Origin of the sequence: Pseudomonas sp. FSL W5-0299 (genome assembly GCF_005930655.1) — a bacterium.
Classification (GTDB): domain Bacteria; phylum Pseudomonadota; class Gammaproteobacteria; order Pseudomonadales; family Pseudomonadaceae; genus Aquipseudomonas; species Aquipseudomonas mandelii.
The window spans coordinates 82030-101479 of the sequence record NZ_RXHX01000016.1; the positions used below are offsets into that span (position 1 = coordinate 82030).

General features: G+C 59.0%; 21 protein-coding genes and 1 tRNA gene. 16 read left to right on the forward strand and 6 right to left on the reverse strand.

Going from position 1 to position 19450, the window contains the following annotated elements:
- Positions 1-10: 10 nt before the first annotated feature.
- From phrB to FHL16_RS19505, 8 genes are read left to right on the forward strand one after another with little or no spacing between them, the layout of a single operon-like run.
- A complete protein-coding gene (phrB, locus tag FHL16_RS19470) occupies positions 11-1456 on the forward strand; it encodes a deoxyribodipyrimidine photo-lyase (RefSeq protein WP_077749036.1) in 1446 nt (481 codons plus the stop codon).
- Positions 1449-1871, forward strand: a complete 423-nt coding sequence (locus FHL16_RS19475) for a nuclear transport factor 2 family protein (protein ID WP_077749009.1) — start codon at positions 1449-1451, stop codon at positions 1869-1871. Before phrB ends, FHL16_RS19475 begins: the two co-directional genes overlap by 8 nt.
- Complete coding sequence (locus tag FHL16_RS19480; protein WP_077749010.1) at positions 1868-2650, forward strand: SDR family NAD(P)-dependent oxidoreductase; 783 nt, start codon at positions 1868-1870, stop codon at positions 2648-2650. The genes FHL16_RS19475 and FHL16_RS19480 overlap by 4 nt, the downstream gene beginning before the upstream one ends.
- Positions 2647-3894 (forward strand): NAD(P)/FAD-dependent oxidoreductase, encoded by a 1248-nt coding sequence (locus tag FHL16_RS19485; protein ID WP_077749011.1) that lies wholly within the window; start codon positions 2647-2649, stop codon positions 3892-3894. The genes FHL16_RS19480 and FHL16_RS19485 overlap by 4 nt, the downstream gene beginning before the upstream one ends.
- Positions 3891-4706, forward strand: coding sequence for a DUF1365 domain-containing protein (locus tag FHL16_RS19490; protein WP_077749012.1), 816 nt, complete (start codon positions 3891-3893; stop codon positions 4704-4706). Before FHL16_RS19485 ends, FHL16_RS19490 begins: the two co-directional genes overlap by 4 nt.
- Complete coding sequence (locus tag FHL16_RS19495) at positions 4693-5964, forward strand: SAM-dependent methyltransferase (RefSeq protein ID WP_077749013.1); 1272 nt, start codon at positions 4693-4695, stop codon at positions 5962-5964. The genes FHL16_RS19490 and FHL16_RS19495 overlap by 14 nt, the downstream gene beginning before the upstream one ends.
- Positions 5957-6460: a DUF2878 domain-containing protein gene (locus FHL16_RS19500; protein WP_077749014.1), complete on the forward strand. Its 504-nt coding sequence runs from the start codon at positions 5957-5959 to the stop codon at positions 6458-6460. Before FHL16_RS19495 ends, FHL16_RS19500 begins: the two co-directional genes overlap by 8 nt.
- A 53-nt stretch (positions 6461-6513) precedes the next feature.
- The gene (locus FHL16_RS19505) at positions 6514-6819 is read left to right on the forward strand and encodes a YkgJ family cysteine cluster protein (RefSeq protein WP_077749015.1); all 306 of its coding nucleotides are present in this window, start codon (positions 6514-6516) and stop codon (positions 6817-6819) included.
- A 126-nt stretch (positions 6820-6945) separates the two neighbouring features.
- Here FHL16_RS19505 and FHL16_RS19510 read toward each other — a convergent pair whose 3' ends face one another.
- The 6 genes from FHL16_RS19510 to hemA all read right to left on the reverse strand — a co-directional run bounded on the left by FHL16_RS19510 (position 6946) and on the right by hemA (position 12314).
- Entirely contained in the window at positions 6946-7464 is a 519-nt protein-coding gene (locus FHL16_RS19510; protein ID WP_010458265.1) for an acyloxyacyl hydrolase, read from the reverse strand.
- Positions 7465-7581: 117 nt separating this feature from the next.
- On the reverse strand, positions 7582-8373 hold the full coding sequence (murI, locus tag FHL16_RS19515; protein WP_077749016.1) for a glutamate racemase: 792 nt from the start codon (positions 8371-8373) through the stop codon (positions 7582-7584).
- Positions 8366-9121 (reverse strand): molybdopterin-synthase adenylyltransferase MoeB, encoded by a 756-nt coding sequence (locus FHL16_RS19520; protein ID WP_077749017.1) that lies wholly within the window; start codon positions 9119-9121, stop codon positions 8366-8368. The genes murI and FHL16_RS19520 overlap by 8 nt, the downstream gene beginning before the upstream one ends.
- Entirely contained in the window at positions 9115-9945 is an 831-nt protein-coding gene (gene prmC / locus FHL16_RS19525) for a peptide chain release factor N(5)-glutamine methyltransferase (protein WP_010458270.1), read from the reverse strand. Before prmC ends, FHL16_RS19520 begins: the two co-directional genes overlap by 7 nt.
- Positions 9946-11028, reverse strand: coding sequence for a peptide chain release factor 1 (prfA, locus tag FHL16_RS19530; RefSeq protein ID WP_010458272.1), 1083 nt, complete (start codon positions 11026-11028; stop codon positions 9946-9948).
- On the reverse strand, positions 11025-12314 hold the full coding sequence (gene hemA / locus FHL16_RS19535; protein WP_010458274.1) for a glutamyl-tRNA reductase: 1290 nt from the start codon (positions 12312-12314) through the stop codon (positions 11025-11027). Before hemA ends, prfA begins: the two co-directional genes overlap by 4 nt.
- Positions 12315-12496: 182 nt before the next feature.
- On the opposite strand from hemA, the gene FHL16_RS19540 reads away from it, so the two are divergent.
- From FHL16_RS19540 to ychF, 8 genes are all read left to right on the forward strand, one after another.
- A complete protein-coding gene (locus tag FHL16_RS19540; protein WP_077749018.1) occupies positions 12497-14221 on the forward strand; it encodes a tetratricopeptide repeat protein in 1725 nt (574 codons plus the stop codon).
- Positions 14222-14225: 4 nt separating this feature from the next.
- Complete coding sequence (gene lolB, locus FHL16_RS19545) at positions 14226-14843, forward strand: lipoprotein insertase outer membrane protein LolB (RefSeq protein ID WP_010458278.1); 618 nt, start codon at positions 14226-14228, stop codon at positions 14841-14843.
- Positions 14844-14845: 2 nt separating this feature from the next.
- A complete protein-coding gene (gene ispE / locus FHL16_RS19550; RefSeq protein ID WP_010458280.1) occupies positions 14846-15697 on the forward strand; it encodes a 4-(cytidine 5'-diphospho)-2-C-methyl-D-erythritol kinase in 852 nt (283 codons plus the stop codon).
- A gap of 36 nt (positions 15698-15733) precedes the next feature.
- Positions 15734-15808: transfer RNA gene (locus FHL16_RS19555), tRNA-Gln, on the forward strand.
- Positions 15809-15854: 46 nt separating this feature from the next.
- The gene (locus tag FHL16_RS19560) at positions 15855-16796 is read left to right on the forward strand and encodes a ribose-phosphate pyrophosphokinase (protein WP_010458281.1); all 942 of its coding nucleotides are present in this window, start codon (positions 15855-15857) and stop codon (positions 16794-16796) included.
- Positions 16797-16937: 141 nt separating this feature from the next.
- Entirely contained in the window at positions 16938-17540 is a 603-nt protein-coding gene (locus FHL16_RS19565) for a 50S ribosomal protein L25/general stress protein Ctc (RefSeq protein ID WP_010458284.1), read from the forward strand.
- Between the two features lie 170 nt (positions 17541-17710).
- Entirely contained in the window at positions 17711-18295 is a 585-nt protein-coding gene (gene pth, locus FHL16_RS19570; RefSeq protein ID WP_010458286.1) for an aminoacyl-tRNA hydrolase, read from the forward strand.
- Between the two features lie 22 nt (positions 18296-18317).
- A complete protein-coding gene (gene ychF / locus FHL16_RS19575) occupies positions 18318-19418 on the forward strand; it encodes a redox-regulated ATPase YchF (RefSeq protein WP_010458288.1) in 1101 nt (366 codons plus the stop codon).
- Positions 19419-19450: the final 32 nt, after the last annotated feature.

The following is a 19450-nucleotide window of genomic DNA, read 5'->3' on the forward strand; positions in this document are numbered from 1 at the left end:
GGACACTTCCATGCATTTGATCTGGTTGCGTAGCGACTTGCGCCTGCACGACAACACCGCCCTGTCGGCTGCTGCCGCTCGCGGCCCGACGGTGGCCGTGTACCTGTTGAGCCCGGCGCAATGGCTGGAACACGATGACGCGCCGTGCAAAGTGGATTTCTGGCTGCGCAATCTGGGTGAACTGAGCGACGCGCTGGGCGAACTGAACATTCCCCTTTTGATTCGCCACGCCCCTCGCTGGGATGAAGCGCCGCAGGTTTTGCTCAAGCTGTGTCAGCAATTAAACGCGGAGGCGGTGCACGTCAACGAGGAATACGGGGTTCATGAAAGCCGTCGCGATACGGCAGTCGCCGAAACGCTCAAGGCCCATGGCATCGGCTTCTTCAGCTACCTCGATCAGTTGTTGTTCAATCCGGGCACCGTGTTGACCAAGACTGGCACCTACTTCCAGGTCTTCAGCCAGTTCCGCAAAGTCTGTTACGAACGTCTGCACCGGTCGCTTCCGGGACGGGTGGCCAAACCGGCCGTACAGGATCCGTTGCCCATCAGCAGTGACGACATTCCATCGAGCGTTAAAGGGTTCGACATGCCCAGCGAGAGCTTGCGCCAGCTCTGGCCCGCCGGCGAAGCCGAAGCTCAACGCCGTCTCGACACCTTCGCCGACGCACAAATCGATTACTACAAAAGCGAGCGCGACTTCCCGGCCAAACCCGGCACCAGCCAGCTCTCGGCTTACCTCGCTGCCGGGGTGATTTCCCCGCGCCAGTGTTTGCACGCCGCCCTGCACAGTAACCAAGGCGAATTCGAAAGCGGCAAGGTGGGCGCGGTCACCTGGATCAACGAGTTGCTGTGGCGCGAGTTCTACAAACACATTCTGGTGGGCTACCCACGGGTCTCGCGTCACCGCGCATTCCGCCCGGAGACCGAAGCTCTGGCCTGGCGCGACGCCCCGGAAGAACTGCTGGCCTGGCAGCAAGCCCGTACCGGCCTGCCGATCATCGACGCAGCGATGCGTCAATTGCTCGAAACCGGCTGGATGCACAACCGCTTGCGCATGGTGGTGGCGATGTTCCTGACCAAGAACCTGCTGATCGACTGGCGCGAAGGCGAACGCTTTTTCATGCGCCACTTGATCGACGGCGACCTGGCGGCGAACAACGGTGGCTGGCAGTGGAGTTCGTCCACGGGCACTGACTCGGCCCCTTATTTCCGTATTTTCAATCCGCTGAGCCAATCGGAGAAATTCGACGCCGAAGGCGTGTTCATCAAGCACTGGCTGCCGGAACTGGCCGGGCTGAACAAAAAAGACGTGCACAACCCGGCGAACGTCGGCGGTCTGTTCGGCGTGGCGGATTATCCGTCGCCGATCGTCAACCTGAGCACTTCGCGCCAGCGAGCCTTGGCCGCGTTCAAGAACTTGCCCTCGCGACACGATGCCGGAGGCGCTCATGAGTGATTTCCTGCGGCAGTTTGCCCGGCAATTCGCGCAGCTGGATAAAAACAGTTTGCAACGCCTCGGCGAGCTGTACACCGAAGACGTGCACTTCACCGATCCGCTGCATGAAGTGCAAGGGCTCGGACAGTTGCGCAGCTACTTCACGGAGCTCTACGCCAACGTCACCGAACTGCGTTTCGATTTTCACGGTTTCGACCAGACCGGCGAAGGTCAAGGTTATCTGCGCTGGGTCATGAGTTACCGCCATCCGCGCCTGAGTGGCGGCCAGTTGATTCGTGTCGACGGCTGCTCGTACCTGCTCTGGCGCGACAAGGTTTATCGTCACCGGGATTACTTCGATGCCGGGGCACTGCTTTACGAACATTTACCCGTATTGGGTCGGGCGATTGCCTGGCTGAAAAGGAGAATGGGATGAGTCTTACACCTCCACGGCGATACTGGCTGACGGGTGCCAGCAGCGGCATCGGCGCCTCGCTGGCTGAAGAAATCCTCAAAACCGGTGCCCATCTGGCCGTGAGCTCGCGCTCTACAGCGGTGCTGAAAGTCTTGTCCCTGCGTTATCCGGGGCAAGTGCTGGTCGTGCCCGGCGATTTGACGAGCAGTCAGGCGGTGCGCGAAATCGGCGAACAGATCGCCCATGAATGGGGCTCGCTGGACACGGTGATCCTCAACGCCGGCACGTGCGAATACGTCGACGTCAAGCAGTTCGATTCCTCGATCGTCGAACACGTGGTGCGCACCAACCTGCTCGCGAGCGCCTATTGCATCGAGGCCGCGTTGCCCTTGTTGCGCAAGGGCAACGCGCCGCATCTGGTGGGCGTCGCCAGTTCGGTGACCTACCTGCCGCTGCCACGGGCCGAAGCCTATGGCGCGTCGAAGGCCGGGCTGCGTTATCTGTTCGAATCCCTGCGCATCGATCTTGCGCCGGAAGGCATCGAAGTCACGGTGGTCAGCCCGGGGTTTGTCGAGACCCCACTGACGGCGAAAAACGACTTCCCGATGCCGCTCAGTTGGCCAGTGGCGAAAGCCGCCCGGCACATCTTCGCCAAACTCAAGAACCGTCCCCTGGAGATCGCTTTTCCGGGGCTGTTCATGGCGGCTCTCTGGCCCCTGTCGAAAATGCCCAATTGCGTGAAACTGGCCATCGGCAAACGCATGGTGCGCAGCAGCCCACCGATCAGGGACGTGCCGTGAACATTGCGATCATTGGCAGCGGAATCTCGGGGCTCACCAGCGCCTACCTGCTCAATCGCAGGCATGAGATCACCCTGTTCGAGGCCAGCGACTGGATCGGCGGGCACACCCATACCGTGGACGTGACCGTGGATGACCAGCGCTACGCCGTGGACACCGGTTTCATTGTGTTCAACGACTGGACCTACCCGAATTTCATTCGCCTGCTCGGCCAGATCGGCGTGGTGTCGAAACCGACTGAAATGAGTTTTTCAGTGAAGGATCCGGACTCGGGCCTGGAATACAACGGCAATAACCTCAACAGCTTGTTTGCCCAACGGCGAAATCTGTTGTCACCCGGCTTCTGGGGCATGTTGCGCGACATCCAGCGCTTCAACAAAGAGGCGCAGCGTGACCTGGCCGAGGGTCGGATCGCCGCCGACACCACGCTGGACGACTATCTGAAAAACGGCCGCTATGGCGAACGCTTCATCCTGCATTACATCGTGCCGATGGGCGCAGCAATCTGGTCGATGTCCATGGCTGACATGCTCGGTTTCCCGCTGCAATCCTTCGTCAGGTTTTTCAAGAATCACGGCCTGCTGTCCATCAGCAATCGTCCGCAGTGGCGGGTGATCGAAGGTGGCTCGAGTGCTTACATCGAGCCATTGACGGCGACCTTCAAAGAGAAAATCCGTCTCGGCTGCCCGGTGACCCGGGTCGAGCGGGATGAGGAAGGCATCGTTATCCACAGCACCGCCGGAAGCGAGCGATTCGACAAAGTGGTGTTCGCCTGCCACAGCGATCAGGCCCTGAAATTGCTGGCCAAGCCGAGCGATGCCGAACAATCGATCCTCAGCGCCCTGCCCTACGCCGACAACGAAGTGGTGCTGCACACCGAAACACGCCTGCTGCCTACTCGAAAACTTGCGTGGGCCAGCTGGAATTACCGCCTCGGTGGCCCGGGCCACACACGGGCCACCGTCACCTACGACATGAACATCCTGCAAGGCATCCAGAGCGATACCACGTTCTGCGTCAGCCTGAACCAGAGCGCCGGCATCAGCCCGTTCAAAGTGCTCGCCAAATACACTTACGCCCATCCGCAATTCAGCCTGGCGGCGGTCGAAGCACAAAGCCGTTGGGAGGAGCTGGACGGCGCGCAACACACTTATTATTGCGGCGCCTATTGGGCCAACGGTTTCCATGAAGACGGCGTGGTCAGCGCGTTGCGCGTTGCTCGCTCGTTTGGTGAAGTGTTGTGAACAGCGCCCTCTACAGCGGCTGGATCGCGCATCGGCGGTTCGCCCCAAAGCCTCATGCCTTCCGTTACCGGATCGGTCTGTTGTACCTGGACCTCGACGAACAGGAGGCCGTGCTCGGCCTGTCGCCGTTCTCGGGCAACAGTCGCTTTGCACCGTTCTCGTTTCGCGAGAGCGATTACCTCAAAACCTATACCGGCAGCGGCATGCGCCTGATTGACGCGGTGCGCCAGCTCGTCGGCCAGGCCATCGGTCATGCGCCCCAAGGTTCGATCTGCCTGCTGACCCAGCCGCGCAGTTGGGGTTTGTCGTTCAACCCGGTGAGTTTTTTCTACTGCCATGAGGCTGACGGGCAACTGGCGGCGATTCTTTGCGAAGTCACCAACACCCCGTGGCGCGAGCGTTATCACTATGTATTGCCGGCCAAGGCCCCGGAGAATCTCGGCGATTTCCATCAACATTTTGCCGTGGCGAAGGCGTTTCACGTTTCGCCGTTTCTACCGCCAGACCTGGAATACCGCATGAGTTTCAGCCCCGCCGCGAAAAGGCTCGGCGTGCACATGGCGGACTGGCAGGGCGAGCTGAAGTTGTTCGACGCCACGCTCAGCTTGAAACGCCAGGCACTGGACCGTGCCAGCCTGCATCGTTACTTGCGGCGCTTTCCATGGATGACGGCGAAAACCTGCCTGGCGATCTATTGGCAGGCCCTGCGCCTGCTGCTCAAGCGCGCACCGATATTTGCTCATCAGGCTGCCGTTGGCAGCGTTCAAACCGCCATCGTTCCTCCCAAGGATCACCGTCATGAAATCCTCTAGCGCCTCGGCTAAAGTCAATCTGCTCAGCACCAACGGCCTGACCGGATCGTTGCTGCGCCGTGGTGTATTGCGGCAACTCACGCAGCTCAAACATGGACAACTGGTGGTCATCGAAAACGGCGAACGGCAAGTTTTCGGGACCGCAGGCAGCCCATTGATCGGGGAGATCCATATCCTCGACGCGGCGGCGTGGGGGCTGGTGGCGGGTAACGGCTCGATCGGCGCTGGCGAAGCGTTTATCCACGGTTATTGGAGTTCGCCGGACTTGACCGCGGTGGTTCGCGTGTTCGTCAGTAACCTTGAGGTACTGGATGCGCTGGAAGGTGGCCTGGCGAAACTCGGCCGCCCTTTCGTTCAAGCGCTGCACTGGCTCAATCGCAACACGCGCAAGGGTTCGCAGAAAAACATCGCCGCCCACTACGATCTGGGCAACGACCTGTTCGAACAGTTTCTTGACCCCACCATGATGTACTCCGCCGCACAGTTCCTGACGGACGAAGACAGCCTGGAACAGGCGCAGTTGAACAAGCTGGAACGGATCTGCCAGAAACTCGCGCTCAAACCCAGTGATCACTTGCTGGAAATCGGCACCGGCTGGGGCAGCATGGCGCTTTACGCGGCGCAGCATTACGGCTGCAAGGTCACCACCACCACGCTTTCAAAAGAACAGTACGCCTTCACTGCCCAACGCATTGAAGCCCTCGGCCTGCAAGACCAGGTCACGCTGCTGCTCAAGGATTACCGCGACCTCACCGGGCAGTACGACAAATTGGTGTCGATCGAGATGATCGAAGCGGTCGGCCATCGCTTCCTGCCGGTCTATTTCAAGCAATGCGCGCAGTTGCTCAAAAGCAACGGCCTGATGCTGTTGCAGGCCATCACCATCCGCGAACAGCGCTACGAACAGGCCAAGGGCAGCGTCGATTTCATTCAGCGTTACATTTTTCCTGGCGGTGCCCTGCCCTGTGTGCAGAAGATGCTGGAAGTCATCAGCCGCGACACCGACATGAATTTGCTGCACATGGAGGATTTCGGCCTGCACTACGCCCGAACCCTGCGCCTGTGGCATGAGAATTTTCGCCGAGCCCAGGGCCGCTTGAGCGAGTTGGGCTACGACGATTATTTCCTGCGGTTGTGGGAATTTTATCTGTGCTACTGCGAAGGGGGATTTCTGGAGCGCACCATCGGCACCGCGCAAATGGTGCTGGCCAAACCCTCGGCAATGCCCGCGCCGCTGCTGGGGCGCTTCGATGCGTGAGCGCTTGGCCAATGCCGCACTGTTTCAGCTCGGCTGGTTTGCCTGTGTGATGGGCGGCGACAGTTTATGGTTGCTGGTGGCGTTGGCGGTACTGGTGATTCATCTGCTGTGGATAAGTCGCTGGGCGGATGAAGGCCGACTGATTCTCAGCGTTGTGCTGCTGGGCACCACCGTCGACAGTTCGTTACGCTGGCTTGGTGTGTTCGATTTCGCCGACGTCGCGCCCTTGATCCCGCTGTGGCTGATGCTGTTGTGGGCTTTACTGGCAACCACGTTGCGCCACTGCCTGCAATGGACCGCCAAACCTTGGTGGCTCGGCAGCCTGCTGGGCGCCGTGGGTGGGCCGTTGTCGTATTACGCCGGTGGACAACTGGCCGGCGTGCAGTTTCCTTACGGTCAGATGCCCACGCTGCTGGGTATCGGCCTGCTCTGGGCCATGCTGTTCCCAACGCTGCATTTCATGGCGCAACGGCTGGCGGCGGACACCCGCAGCTAAGCGTCCGTCAGGCCTTTAACACAGCCAGGGCGCACTGCCTTACACTGCCCGCCATGAAAACCATTCCCCACACGCAAATCACCGAACCGGCCGTCACGTGCTCGACTTGCGCAGCCTGTTGCTGCCAGCTCGAAGTCATGCTGATCACCGACACGGGCGTGCCTGAACGTTTTATCGATACCGATGATTGGGGCGGGGAAGTCATGCTGCGTCTGGATGACGGCTGGTGCGCTGCGCTGGATCGCAACAGCATGATGTGCACCATCTACGAAAAACGCCCGCTGATCTGCCGGGAGTTCGAGATGGGCGCACCAGAATGCATCGATGAGCGCCAGGGGATTACCACGGCGTATCGCTGAATTTGAAGTCGACGCACATCCAGTGTGAGAGCGAGCCTGCTCGCGATTGCGGTCTGCCATTCAGCAACCGTGTTGACTGACAAGGCATCGCGAGCAGGCTCGCTCCCGCACTTAAAGGTGCGAGTCTCAGAGCGGCATCGTGTAGTGCAGCGCGTAACTTTCTACACCGTTGTTCGGGCTACTGAGCCCGGCATTGGAATAGTGCGTCGCACGAATGCCGACTTCATGTCCGCCGGTAAAGCGCAGGCCAAAACCGAACCGGTCTTCAAACTGAAAAGCACTGCCGAGTTGATTGTTTTCGACTTCGGTATTGGCGAACACCGCGACGCCAACGCCCAACTCCACGTAGGGCTTGACGGTCTGGCCAGCAAATTCGTAAACCAACACCGGCGCGAACGACAGGCTGTGGTTGCTGGAAGTCTTGTCGCCGTCCCAATAGGTGTAGGCACCGCTCCAGTACCCCGTCAAGCGACCGATATCACTCTGCAACCAGCTCTTGTCCCAATCGAATTGCATGCCCAATCGATAGGTCATGGTCGACTCGCTGGTCTGTCCGACCGCGAATTCCACGCCTGCCGCCTGCGCGGTAAAACTGTGCCCCATCAGTGCGGCCGCAATCGCGGCCAAGCAGAATAGTCGCTTCACTAGAAACATCCTTTTCCGAACGATTTCATATGGTTTTTTTGTTGCTCACCGCTATAGAAGTCGACGATTAATCAGAAGTTCAGCCCAATTATTCGTTTTCGCCCACTTTTTTTTTAGTTATCTATCGAAGCTTTGCACAACACCGCCGCTGTTCCACAGCGTCGGCAAAATAGTCCTGAAATGCTCCGGATCGGCACTCGTCCAGAACTGCGCAGCACGTGCCGGCCCCTCGGCAAGTAACTCACGCTCGGCCAACAAACGCTGGAGTTGCCGCGCAACAGCGGCACCGGTGTCGATCAAGCTGATGTCTTCAGGGATCATCTGCTTAAGCAATGGCTTTAGGAAGGGATAATGCGTGCAGCCCAGAATTATCGTGTCGCACCGGGCGCCGAGCAGCGGCCCGACGTACCCGGCCAGCAACTGACGCAATGCCTCGCTGTGCAGATCGCCGTTTTCAATCAGCTCCACCAGGCCGGGGCACGGCTGAGTGATAACGCGAACATCGGTAGCGAACCGGTCTAGCAAGGCTGCAAATTTGGCGCTCTGCAGCGTGCCAGTGGTGGCAAGTACGCCGACCACACCACTGCGGGTGGCGGCAGCGGCAGGTTTGACGGCGGGCTCCATGCCAACGATGGGCCACGCAGGGAAATCGCGCCGCAAGTCCGCAACACCGGCGACGGTCGCCGTGTTGCAGGCCAGCACCAAGGCCTTCGCGCCCTGCTGCTGAAAAAATTCGGCCATCACGCTGCAACGCTGCTGGATGAATTCAGGGGTTTTTTCGCCGTAGGGAACATTGCCGCAATCGGCGACGTACAGCAGAGACTCGTTGGGCAGCAAACGCTGGATCTCGGCCAGCACTGAGAGCCCGCCGACGCCGGAGTCGAACACGCCGATTGGCGCTTCACGCATGTGTCGAACCACAGACGCTGCAGCCCGGATCACGCTTGACCCGCAATTCACGGAAGCGCGAGCCCAGGGCATCGATCAGCAACAGACGCCCCACCAATGGCTCACCGAAACCCACCAGCAGTTTCAGGGCTTCCAGCGCCTGGAGGCTGCCCACCAGCCCAACCAGTGGACCGACAACGCCGGCCTCACTGCAGGTCAATTCGGCTTCGCTGCCGTGACCGTATAGACAGTGGTAGCACGGGCTTTCCGGGCGTCGCGGGTCAAACACCGACAACTGCCCTTCGAGGCGAATTGCCGCGCCGCTGACCAGCGGTTTGCCGGCAGTAACGCAGGCCGCGTTGACCGCTTCTCGGGTCGAGAAATTATCGGAACAGTCCAGCACCAGATCCACCGCCGCCACGGCGGCCGCCAGGGAATCTTCGTCCAGTGCGGTGCGATGGGCGATCAGTTGGATCTCGGGATTGATCGCGCTCAGTCGGCGGATCGCTGAATCGACCTTGCTCAAGCCGACGCTGTCAGTGTCGTGAACGATCTGGCGTTGCAGATTGGTCAGGTCGACCGTATCGAAATCCGCCAGGTGCAGCTCGCCGACACCGGCCGCGGCCAGATACAGCGCCACCGGTGAGCCAAGACCGCCAAGACCGACGATCAATACGCGGCTTTCTTTCAGCCGCAACTGGCCGTCGATATCGACGTGTTGCAACAGAATCTGCCGGCTATAGCGCAACAACTCCTGATCATTCAGCACGGCAGGCGCCCCAGGCTGATACGTTCGTGACCGCCCAGATCGGTGCGGCTGTGGACTGCTTCAAAGCCGCGGCTCAACAGCAAGTCGCGCACGGCTTCGGCTTGATCGTAACCGTGTTCGAGCATCAGCCAGCCACCGGCCTCCAGATAATCCGGCGCCTGGGCGACGATCAGGCGCAGATCATCGAGCCCGTCGACGCCAGCCACCAGAGCGCTGGCCGGTTCGAAGCGCACATCGCCTTCTACCAGATGCGGGTCGGCGGAGGCGATGTACGGCGGGTTGCTGATGATCAGATGAAAACGCTGACCTTCCAGGGCGCTGAACCAATGGCTGCTCAGCACCGTGGCATTGTTCAAGTGCAGGCGCTGACGATTGCGTTCGGCCAGCGCTACAGCCTCGAGTATGCGATCCACCGCAGTGACTTTCCACGCCGGACGCTCGCTGGCCAAAGCCAGGGCAATGGCGCCGCTGCCGGTGCCAAGATCGAGCACTTGGGCCGGTGTGGCTGGCAGCAATTCCAGCGCCGCTTCCACCAGCAATTCGGTATCCGGGCGCGGGATCAGCGTGTGCGGCGCGACTTCCAGATCAAGCTTCCAGAACCCTTGCTGCCCCAGAATGTAGGCCACCGGCTCACCGCCGCGACGACGTTGCAGGTACTCGGCAAACTTCAGCGCGGCTTCGCTCGGCACAATGCGTTCCGGCCAGGTGTGCAGAAAGCTGCGGGACTTGCCCAAGGCCGCGGCCAGCAATAATTCGGCATCCAGACGCGCCGTGGGCGAGTCGGGCAAATCGGCGGCGCGCAACAAACTGGCAATGATCGTCATTTACTCACCTATCGCTGCCAATTGATCGGCCTGGAACTCGGCCAGTAACGGTTCAATCACGGCCTCGACGCCGCCCGCGAGGACTTCGTCGAGGGAATACAGCGTCAGGTTGACCCGGTGGTCGGTCACCCGGCCCTGGGCAAAGTTGTAGGTGCGGATGCGCTCGGAGCGATCCCCCGAACCGACCAGCAGCTTACGCTCGCTGGCGATGGCGTTCGCGGCGGCGCTGGTTTGTTGATCGTTGAGCTTGGCCGACAACCAGGACATCGCCCGGGCGCGGTTCTTGTGTTGCGAGCGTTCTTCTTGGCATTCGACGACGATACCGGACGGCAAGTGCGTGATGCGGATCGCCGAGTCGGTCTTGTTGACGTGCTGGCCGCCGGCCCCGGAGGAACGATAGGTATCGACCCGCAGATCCGCCGGGTTGATCTCGATCGTTTCCTGCTCATCCGGCTCAGGCAACACCGCCACGGTGCAGGCCGAGGTGTGGATGCGACCCTGGGATTCGGTGGCCGGAACCCGTTGCACGCGGTGCACGCCGGATTCGAACTTCAGTTTGCCGTAGACGTTTTCGCCTTCAACACGGGCGATGACTTCTTTATAGCCGCCGTGCTCACCGATGTTCTCCGAGAGAATTTCCACCCGCCAGCCACGCCGCTCGGCATAACGCGAATACATACGGAACAGGTCGCCGGAAAAAATCGCCGCTTCGTCACCGCCGGTGCCGGCACGGATTTCGAGGAACACGTTGCGCCCGTCATTCGGGTCCTTGGGTAGCAGCATGCGTTGCAGGCTGGCTTCGATGTCGATCAGTTGCTCTTTGGCTTCGCGAACTTCTTCCACGGCCATTTCGCGCATGTCCGGGTCGCTGTCCTTGAGCAGTGCCTGGGCGCCTTCGAGGTCGCCTTGCACTTTGAGCAGCTGTTTATAGGTGGCGACAATCGGTTCGACTTCCGCGTATTCCTTGGAATAGGTGCGGAATTTGTTTTGATCGGAAATGACTTCGCCATCGCCAAGCAGGGCGGTCAATTCCTCGAAACGGTCCTGGAGGATGTCCAGCTTATTGAGCAGTGACGCTTTCATTGCGGTTTCTTATCCGAAAAGCTATCCGATGAGCCCTCATTCAGGGCAAAGAGTTCCTGGGCCATGGCCAGCGCATCGAGGCGGCCTTCGGCAGAAAGCTTTTTCAACTGCACACTCGGGGCGTGCAAGAGTTTGTTGGTCAGGCCACGCGCCAATTGCACCAGCACCTCTTCGGGGCTGCTGCCATTGGCCAGCATGCGCTGGGCCTTCTGCAATTCTTCGTCGCGCATGCGCTCGCTTTGTTGGCGATAGGCCTTGAGCACATCCACCGCCGCCAGTTCACGCAGGCGGACCATGAAATCTTCGGCACCGACCAAGACCATATCTTCCGCCGCCTGGGCAGCGCCCTGCCGGCTCTTGAGGTTCTCGGCGACCACTTCGTGGAGATCGTCGACGCTATAGAGGTAAACGTCGTCCAACTCGCCGACTTCCGGCTCGATATCCCGAGGAACAGCGATGTCTACCATGAAGATCGGTTTGTGCTTGCGCAGTTTCAACGCGCTTTCCACGGCGCCTTTGCCAAGGATCGGCAACTGGCTGGCAGTGGAACTGATCACGATGTCGCTGCGCACCAGCTCTGCCGGGATGTCCGAGAGCAAAACGGCATGGGCACCAAACTGCTCGGCAAGGATGCTCGCGCGTTCCAGGGTTCGGTTGGCGACCACAATGCGCTTTACACCCAGTTCATGCAGGTGGCGGGCGACCAGGGTGATGGTCTCTCCGGCGCCGATCAGCAAGGCCTGGCTGCGCTGCAAATCGCTGAAAATCTGTTTCGCCAGGCTGACCGCGGCAAACGCCACGGACACCGGGTTCTCGCCGATGGCCGTGTCGGTGCGCACTTGCTTGGCCGCGTTGAACGTCGCTTGAAACAAGCGCCCGAGCAGCGGACCGATGGTGCCGGCCTCACGCGCCACGGCGTAGGCCGATTTCATCTGACCGAGAATCTGCGGTTCGCCCAACACCAGCGAATCGAGCCCGGAAGCCACCCGCATCATGTGACGAACTGCCGCATCATCTTCGTGCACATAAGCGCTCGCACGCAGCTCTTCGAGGCTCAAATGATGATAATCGGCCAGCCAGCGCAAGATGATGTCAGCCGAAAGGTGATCCTGTTCTATATAGAGTTCACTGCGATTGCAGGTGGAGAGGATCGCAGCTTCGCGGCTGTCGGTAAGTCGGCAGAGCTGCTGCAAGGCCTCCACCAGCTGCTCAGGGGTAAAGGCCACGCGCTCGCGGACGTCTACTGAAGCAGTCTTGTGGTTGATACCGAGTGCAAGGAAGGCCATTCAAGGTCGCTGATGGTGACGTGAAGCCGGCAATTGTCCTACTTCGACAGAGCCAGAACAACTACCGCTGACTATTGTCCCAATGACCTGCCTCTATAAAGGCATCCATCGAGACTCGGTTATGTTTGGCCGAAGGCTTGTGTCATGATGATCCGACCGCAGGTTAGTCGTCCTCTTCCTATATGAATAGATCTTCCGCGTTGCTCCTCGCTTTTGTCTTCCTCAGCGGCTGCCAGGTCTTGGCACCCGTTTCGTCGGACGGTACGCCGCCGGTCGAAGACAGCACTCCGGCCCCTGAAAAGCCCAAGGTTTACAGCTCATTCAGTGAAGAAACCGTCTTCAGCCTGTTGAGCGCCGAACTGGCTGGCCAGCGCAATCGTTTCGACATTGCCCTGGACAACTACGTCACCCAGGCCATCAACACTCAGGATCCGGGCATCTCCGAGCGAGCCTTCCGCATTGCCGAATACCTTGGCGCCGATCAGGCTGCCCTGGATACCGCGTTGATCTGGGCAAAAAACGCCCCGGACGATCTCGAGGCGCAACGCGCGGCTGCCGTGCAACTGGCGCGCGCCGGGCGTTATGACGACTCCATGGTCTATATGGAGAAAGTCCTGCTTGGCAAAGGCGACACGCATTTCGACTTTCTTGCCCTGTCCGCGGCCGATACCGACCAGGACACGCGCAACGGCCTGATGAAAAGTTTTGACCGCTTATTGCAGCGCCACCCGAACAACAACCAGTTGATTTTCGGCAAGGCTTTGCTGTTGCAACAGGACGGTGACGCCAAAGGCGCGCTGACCTTGCTTGAAGACAATCCGCCGGACGACGGCGAAATTGCCCCGATCCTGCTGCGCGCGCGCCTGTTGCAAGTGCTCAACCGTGGCGATGAAGCCTTGCCACTGCTGCAAAAAAGCATCAAGAAATACCCGGACGACAAGCGTCTGCGCCTGACGTATGCACGCATGCTGGTTGAACAGGACCGCATGGACGACGCCAAGGTCGAGTTCTCAAGCCTGGTCCAGCAATACCCGGAAGACGACGAACTGCGTTACTCCCTGGCGCTGGTGTGCCTGGAAGCCAAGGCCTGGGACGAGGCCAAGGGTTATCTGGAAGACTTGGTCGCCCGGGAAAGCCACGTCGATTCGGCGCACCTGAACCTCGGTCGTATAGCTGAAGAGCGCAACGACCCACAAGGCGCACTGATCGAGTACGCCCAGGTCGGCCCCGGCAATGACTATCTGCCTGCGCAACTGCGCCAGACCGACATTCTGATCAACAACGGCAAGACCGCCGAAGCCCAAAGCCGTCTGGCTACGGAACGCGACGAGCAACCTGATTACGCGATCCAGTTGTACCTGATCGAAGCCGAGACCTTGTCTGCCAACAATCAGCCCGACAAGGCGTGGAAGGTTCTGCAAACCGCGCTGCAGAAGTACCCGGACGATTTGAACCTGCTTTACACCCGCGCCATGCAGGCGGAAAAACGCAATGACCTGGCGCAGATGGAAAAAGACCTGCGCCTGATCATCAAGCGCGACCCGGACAATGCAATGGCGTTGAACGCCCTCGGCTACACCCTGTCGGACCGCACGACGCGTTACGCCGAAGCCAAGGCCCTGATCGAACAAGCGCACCAGATCAACCCGGAAGACCCGGCGGTACTCGACAGCCTCGGCTGGGTGCACTTCCGCCTGGGCAATCTCGATGAAGCCGAGCGCTATCTGCGTCAGGCCCTGGATCGCTTTCCCGATCAGGAAGTTGCCGCTCACCTGGGCGAAGTCTTGTGGGCCAATGGCAAACAGCGGGAAGCCAGGCAAATCTGGAGCAAGTTCCTCAAGGAACAACCCGACAGCCCCATCCTGCGCAGCACCATCAAGCGCCTGACCGGATCAGAGACTCTTTAAGATTATGTTTTTGCGCCACCTTGTTGTTTTCAGTTTCATCGCCCTGCTCGCCGGTTGCGCGGGCTTCGGCGCCCGCGAATCGGTCCAGGGCCAAGGCAACACGGCCCAATGGCGCGATTACAAACAGCAGCTGACCAGCCTTGATGGCTGGCAGATCAACGGCAAGATCGGTATTCGTGCGCCAAAAGACTCGGGCAGCGGCACGTTGTTCTGGCTGCAGCGACAGGATTACTACGACATTCGCCTCTCCGGCCCGCTGGGTCGCGGCGCGGCTCGTTTGACCGGCCGTCCGGGCAAAGTCTCGCTGGAAGTGGCCAATCAGGGCCGTTATGACGCCACGACCCCCGAAGCGCTGGTTGAAGAACAGCTTGGCTGGAAGCTGCCGGTGTCCAATCTGGCGTGGTGGGTTCGCGGGCTTCCGGCCCCGGACAGCAAAAGTCGCCTGACCCTGGACGCCGACAGTCGGCTGGCCAATCTCGAGCAGGACGGCTGGCAAGTCGAATACCTCAGTTACGCCGAGCAAAACGGCTATTGGCTGCCCGAGCGGATCAAACTGCACGGCACCGACCTTGATGTCACGCTGGTGATCAAGGAATGGCAACCACGCAAACTGGGGCAGTGAACATGACCGTTGCGCGCTTGACGCTGCCCTCCCCGGCCAAACTCAATCTGATGCTGCACATTCTCGGCCGCCGTGAAGACGGTTATCACGAGTTGCAGACGATTTTTCAGTTTCTCGATTACGGCGATGAAATCACGTTTGCCGTTCGTGACGACGGTGTGATTCGGTTGCACACCGAATTCGATGGCGTTCCTCACGACAGCAACCTGATCGTCAAAGCCGCGAAAAAACTTCAGGAGCAATCCGGTTGTTCGCTCGGCATCGATATCTGGATCGAAAAAATCCTGCCCATGGGCGGTGGAATCGGTGGCGGCAGTTCAAATGCCGCGACGACTTTGCTCGGCCTCAATCATCTCTGGCAACTGGGTTGGGATGAGGATCGACTGGCCGTGCTGGGCCTGACACTGGGTGCCGACGTCCCGGTTTTCGTGCGTGGGCACGCGGCTTTCGCCGAGGGCGTAGGGGAGAAACTCACCCCTGTAGACCCCGAAGAACCGTGGTATCTCGTGCTTGTGCCGCAAGTATCTGTAAGTACAGCAGAAATTTTTTCAGATCCGTTGTTGACACGTAACTCTTCTCCCATTAAAGTGCGCCCCGTTCCCAAGGGAAACAGTCGAAATGACTGCTTACCGGTGGTAGCAAGGCGTTATCCAGATGTACGTAACGCATTGAATTTGTTAGGTAAATTTACCGAAGCAAAACTCACCGGAACTGGAAGTTGTGTGTTTGGGGGCTTCCCAAGCAAAGCTGAAGCTGATAAAGTCTCGGCCCTTCTTACAGAGACCCTTACAGGGTTTGTAGCAAAAGGAAGCAACGTTTCGATGTTGCATCGCAAGCTACAAAATCTGCTCTAAAGGAATCGATTACTGGGTAATCGTTGCAACAGATACAGGGGCGTCGCCAAGCGGTAAGGCAGCAGGTTTTGATCCTGCCATGCGTTGGTTCGAATCCAGCCGCCCCTGCCATTTTCCTATACTCATCCAGGTTACCCTCAGCCTTCAGGTACTGCGCGTGTCCAAGATGATGGTCTTTACGGGGAACGCTAACCCCGATCTGGCTCGGCGTGTTGTACGTCAGCTGCATATCCCTCTCGGTGACATCTCTGTCGGTAAGTTCTCCGACGGCGAAATTACTGCCGAGATCAATGAAAACGTCCGCGGTAAAGATGTTTTCATTATTCAGCCGACTTGCGCTCCGACCAACGATAACCTGATGGAACTGGTAGTGATGGCTGATGCCTTCCGCCGCTCCTCGGCTACTCGTATCACTGCTGTTATTCCTTACTTTGGTTATGCCCGTCAGGATCGCCGTCCGCGTTCCGCACGTGTGGCTATCAGCGCGAAAGTCGTTGCTGACATGCTTACCGTAGTCGGCATCGACCGTGTTCTCACGGTTGATCTGCATGCTGACCAAATCCAGGGTTTCTTCGATATTCCGGTAGATAACATCTACGGCTCCCCGGTTCTGGTGGATGACATTGAAGATCAGCGCTTCGAAAACCTGATGATCGTGTCCCCGGACATTGGCGGCGTCGTGCGTGCACGTGCTGTTGCCAAATCCCTGGGCGTGGATCTCGGGATCATCGACAAACGCCGTGAGAAAGCCAATCACTCTGAAGTGATGCATATCATCGGTGATGTCGAAGGGCGTACCTGTATTCTGGTCGATGACATGGTCGATACCGCCGGCACTCTGTGCCACGCGGCCAAGGCCCTGAAAGAGCATGGCGCCGCCAAGGTTTTCGCCTACTGCACACACCCTGTGCTGTCCGGTCGGGCGATCGAAAACATTGAAAATTCCATGCTGGACGAACTGGTGGTGACTAACACCATCCCGTTGTCCGCTGCTGCTCAAGCCTGCACGCGTATCCGTCAACTGGATATCGCGCCGGTCGTTGCCGAGGCGGTCCGCCGCATCAGCAATGAAGAATCGATCAGCGCGATGTTCCGTTAAGGGCCCTGCCCTTCTCGACTGTCTCGCTGACGAAAAGCGCCCCGCCCCGGCATTCCTGCCGGGGCGGGGCTTTTTTGCCCATATCGCCTTTAGCGCTGGTCGCAACCGCTGGGGCGAATGTGGTTATTTTGGAGATACAAAATGAACGAATTTACTCTGAATGCTGAAGTGCGTTCCGACCTGGGGAAAGGTGCGAGCCGCCGCCTGCGTCGTCTCGCAAGCCTGGTTCCAGCTGTAGTTTACGGTGGCGAAAAAGCCCCTGAATCCATCAGCATGCTGGCTAAAGAAGTTGCCAAACTGCTCGAAAACGAAGCGGCTTACAGCCACATCATCGAGCTGAACGTTGGCGGCACCAAGCAAAACGTAATCATCAAGGCTCTGCAGCGTCACCCGGCCAAAGGCCACGTACTGCACGCTGACTTCGTGCGCGTTGTAGCTGGCCAGAAACTGACCGCTATCGTGCCTGTACACTTTGTTGGCGAAGAAGCCCCGATCAAGAAAGGCGGCGAAGTTTCGCACGTTGTTTCGGAAATCGAAGTGACCTGCCTGCCAAAAGACCTGCCTGAATTCATCGAAGTCGACCTGGCTAACGCCGAAATCGGTTCGATCATTCACCTGTCCGACCTCAAAGCCCCTAAAGGCGTTGAGTTTGTTGCTCTGGCACACGGCGATGACAAGGCTGTTGCCAACGTCCACGCTCCACGTGTTGCTCCAGAAGCTACTGAAGAAGGCGAAGCAGAGTAATTCACTCTGTCATGCCGGAGTGATCAAGTAACATCGCGGACTGGAACGTAGCGAGAAAGCGGGCGAGAACGCGGAGTTTACATAATGGTAAATGAGCACTTTTCGTCCACTTTCGCCGCACACACTGATTGCGGCGATGTTATCCACCACTCCAAAGAAGGGCCCCTATCGTGACTGCCATCAAACTGATCGTTGGCCTGGGAAATCCAGGCGCTGAATACGAACAGACCCGGCATAACGCAGGGGCCCTTTTTGTTGAGCGCATCGCGAACGCGCAAGGCGTCAACCTTGTGGCCGATCGCAAATATTTCGGCCTGACCGGGCGCTATTCGCATCAGGGTCAGGATGTTCGTCTGCTGATTCCCACCACCTACATGAACCGCAGCGGCCAGGCCGTCGCGGCACTTGCCGGCTTCTTCCGCATTACGCCTGAAGAAATCCTGGTGGCGCATGACGAACTCGACCTGCCACCTGGCGTTGCCAAGCTCAAACAGGGCGGCGGCCATGGCGGTCACAACGGGTTGCGCGACATCATCGCGCAACTGGGCAATCAGAATACCTTTTACCGCTTGCGGCTTGGCATTGGCCACCCGGGCGTTGCCAGTATGGTTTCAAATTTCGTCCTGGGTCGTGCGCCACGCGCCGAACAGGAAAAACTCGATGCCAGCATCGACTTTGCCCTCGGCGTGCTGCCGGATATCCTCGCCGGTGAATGGAACCGCGCGATGAAAAACCTGCACAGCCAGAAGGCCTGACTCACTCCTCGGGGAAAACACCATGGGATTCAATTGCGGCATCGTCGGCCTGCCTAACGTCGGCAAGTCCACCCTATTCAACGCCCTAACCAAATCCGGGATCGCGGCCGAGAACTTCCCCTTCTGCACCATCGAGCCGAACACCGGTATCGTGCCGATGCCGGATCCACGCCTGGAAGCCCTGGCGGCCATTGTCAATCCAAAGCGCATCTTGCCAACCACCATGGAATTCGTCGACATCGCGGGCCTGGTGGCCGGTGCCTCGAAAGGTGAAGGCCTGGGCAACAAGTTCCTCGCCAACATCCGCGAGACCGATGCTATCGCTCACGTGGTCCGCTGCTTCGAAGACGAAAACGTGATTCACGTCTCCAACAGCGTCGACCCGAAACGCGACATCGAAATCATCGACCTGGAACTGATCTTCGCCGACCTCGACAGCTGCGAGAAGCAACTGCAGAAAGTTGCCCGTAACGCCAAGGGTGGTGACAAGGACGCCGTGGTCCAGAAAGGTCTGCTGGAGCAACTGATCGCTCACTTCACCCTCGGCAAGCCAGCGCGCACGCTGATGAAGAACATGGGCGCCGACGATAAAGCGGTGATTCGTGGCTTCCACCTGCTGACCACCAAGCCGGTCATGTACATCGCCAACGTCGCTGAAGACGGTTTCGAGAACAACCCGCTGCTGGACATCGTCAAGGCCATCGCCGAAGAAGAAGGCGCCATGGTGGTTCCGGTCTGCAACAAGATCGAAGCCGAAATCGCCGAACTCGAAGACGGCGAAGAGAAAGACATGTTCCTCGAAGCCCTGGGCCTCGAAGAGCCTGGCCTGAACCGCGTGATCCGCGCCGGCTACGAAATGCTGCACCTGCAGACCTACTTCACCGCCGGTGTCGAAGAAGTCCGCGCCTGGACCGTCCGCGTAGGTGCTACCGCGCCACAAGCCGCTGGCGTGATCCACACCGACTTCGAAAAAGGCTTCATCCGTGCCGAAGTCATCGCCTATGACGACTTCATCCAGTACAAGGGCGAAGCCGGCGCTAAAGAAGCCGGTAAATGGCGCCTGGAAGGCAAGGACTACATCGTTAAAGACGGCGACGTGATGCACTTCCGTTTCAACGTGTAAAAGCAGCCGAACAAGAAAAAGCCGCGTTTAAT